The sequence below is a fragment of the Mitsuaria sp. TWR114 genome (genome assembly GCF_007997345.1).
In genome coordinates this window covers 1-1,702 of the sequence record NZ_VOSR01000971.1, presented here as the reverse complement: position 1 = coordinate 1,702, position 1,702 = coordinate 1, and the positions used below count along the sequence as shown (strand labels likewise).

Genomic DNA, 1,702 nt, shown 5'->3' with positions numbered 1-1,702 from the left:
CTGCTGCTGGGCGCCGGCAACACCGCCTACGCCGCCAAGGACCGCCGCACCGCGGCCCGCCATTACGCCCGGCTGACCGACGTGCGCCCCGACCTGCCCGAGGGTTGGAACAACCTGGCGCAGGTGCTGATGGAACAGGGGCAGCGCTACAAGGCCTCGCTGGCGATCGAGCGCGCGGTCGCGCTCGGCGGCCCGCGCCTGGACCAGTACAAGGCGCTGCAGAAGAAGATCACCGCCGGCATGTGAGCCGGGCCGGCCCCGCCTGGCGCCCGGTGCCGCAAGGCATCAAGGCCTCGGGGCCCTGCGGCTACTTGGGTCCCTGGGGACCTCAGGGCCGGAAGTCGATCGTGCGCTGCGCCGCCTCAAGCGCGGCATCGGCCGCATAACTCCAGGTGTCGAAGTTGCGCTCCAGCTCATGCCAGTAGCCGTTGAGTTCCGGCTGCCCGCCCGCTGCCGGATGCGCGGCGATCACCAGGTAGCGCGCCCGGAATGGCGGCGCCTCGCCGACGACTTCACGGACGAACCAGCGCCCGTTGTGACTCTCGACGCCGCCGACGGCATCGGTATGGTCTGGCTTGGCTGACATGGACGCTCCTTTTCGCGTTGTGGCCGCAACCGCGGCCAGAGGATCGACGGGCCGCTCGTTCAGCGCCTGGGCAAGTTTCCCTCCAAGCGTCGTCCGGCGCCACGCGCGCCGACGATGTTTTACCCCCGCATTACAAGGTCACCCGCCAGGGCGATGTACGAAGCAACTTCCGCACCGCCGGTGTCGGGATTCATTACACCGCCTGACCCCTTCTCGGGGGACAGGCCTTGCAAGTGCTTGAGCCAGCGGGACATCCTGCCCCGTGGCTTGGATGTTGCTTCCCCGAGCCGCTTCCGGCCGCGCGCCGGATGTCGCCCGGCCTCCCGCCCAGGGCCTCCACAAGAAATACCGCCAGAGAGATTCCGATGAAGCGCTCGCCCCTCGTTCCCCGACTTCTTTCCTGCCTTCCCCGCCTCCGCGCCTCCCTCGCCGCCGCCGCGCTGTGCGCCCTCGGCGGGGCCGCGCAGGCCTCGGTGCTGATCCTGGGCGCGACGGGCCAGCCCGGCGGGCTGACCGACGTGCAGTCCAAGATCGCCGCCACCGGCGTGGTCAGCGGCACGGTGGACGTGTTCAACGCCAACACCGGCACGCCCACGCTCGCGCTGCTCAAGAGCTACGACGCGGTCCTGGTGTTCAACGACACCTTCAACAAGCCCTTCGCCAGCGCCACGCAGCTGGGCAACGTGCTGGCGGACTACGTGGATGCCGGCGGCGGTGTCGTCGAGGCCGGCCTGTCCCACGCGACCATCCCGTTCGGCGGGCTCACCGGCCGCTTCGTGACCGGTGGCTACGACGTCTTCAACGCCAACAACAACCAGAACTCGTGCGGCAGCCTGGGCCGGGTCGCGGATCCGCAGAGCCCGCTGATGCGCGACATCGACAGCTTCAGCGGCGGCCTGTCGGCGCTGTGCTACCGCGTCACGCCCAAGGCCGGCGCGAGCGTCGTCGCCTACTGGACCAACGACAAGCCGCTGCTGGGCTATCGCACCGACCACAAGGGCATCGTCGTCGGGCTGAACATGTTCCCGGTCTCGGGCGACGTGCAGGCAGGCCTGTGGGACAGCAGCACCGACGGCGCGCGGCTGATGGCCAACTCGCTGGCCTTCGCCGCGGGCG

General features: G+C 69.9%; 2 protein-coding genes and 1 pseudogene. 2 read left to right on the top strand and 1 reads right to left on the bottom strand.

Going from position 1 to position 1,702, the window contains the following annotated elements; all coding sequences use genetic code 11:
- Window positions 1-246: pseudogene (locus FUT87_RS29515) on the top strand (hypothetical protein); the annotation flags it as partial.
- A gap of 82 nt (window positions 247-328) precedes the next feature.
- On the opposite strand, the gene FUT87_RS26480 reads toward FUT87_RS29515, so the two are convergent.
- Window positions 329-586, bottom strand: a complete 258-nt coding sequence (locus FUT87_RS26480; RefSeq protein ID WP_147242913.1) for a hypothetical protein — start codon at window positions 584-586, stop codon at window positions 329-331.
- A gap of 365 nt (window positions 587-951) precedes the next feature.
- Between FUT87_RS26480 and FUT87_RS26475 the strand changes: the two genes are divergently transcribed.
- A partial coding sequence (locus FUT87_RS26475; protein ID WP_147242912.1) for a PEP-CTERM sorting domain-containing protein occupies window positions 952-1,702 on the top strand: 751 nt, incomplete at its 3' end.

Excerpts from the sequence above, each read along its gene's own strand:
- FUT87_RS26480 (WP_147242913.1), bottom strand. The coding sequence starts at position 586 with ATGTCAGCCAAGCCAGACCATACCGATGCCGTCGGCGGCGTCGAGAGT.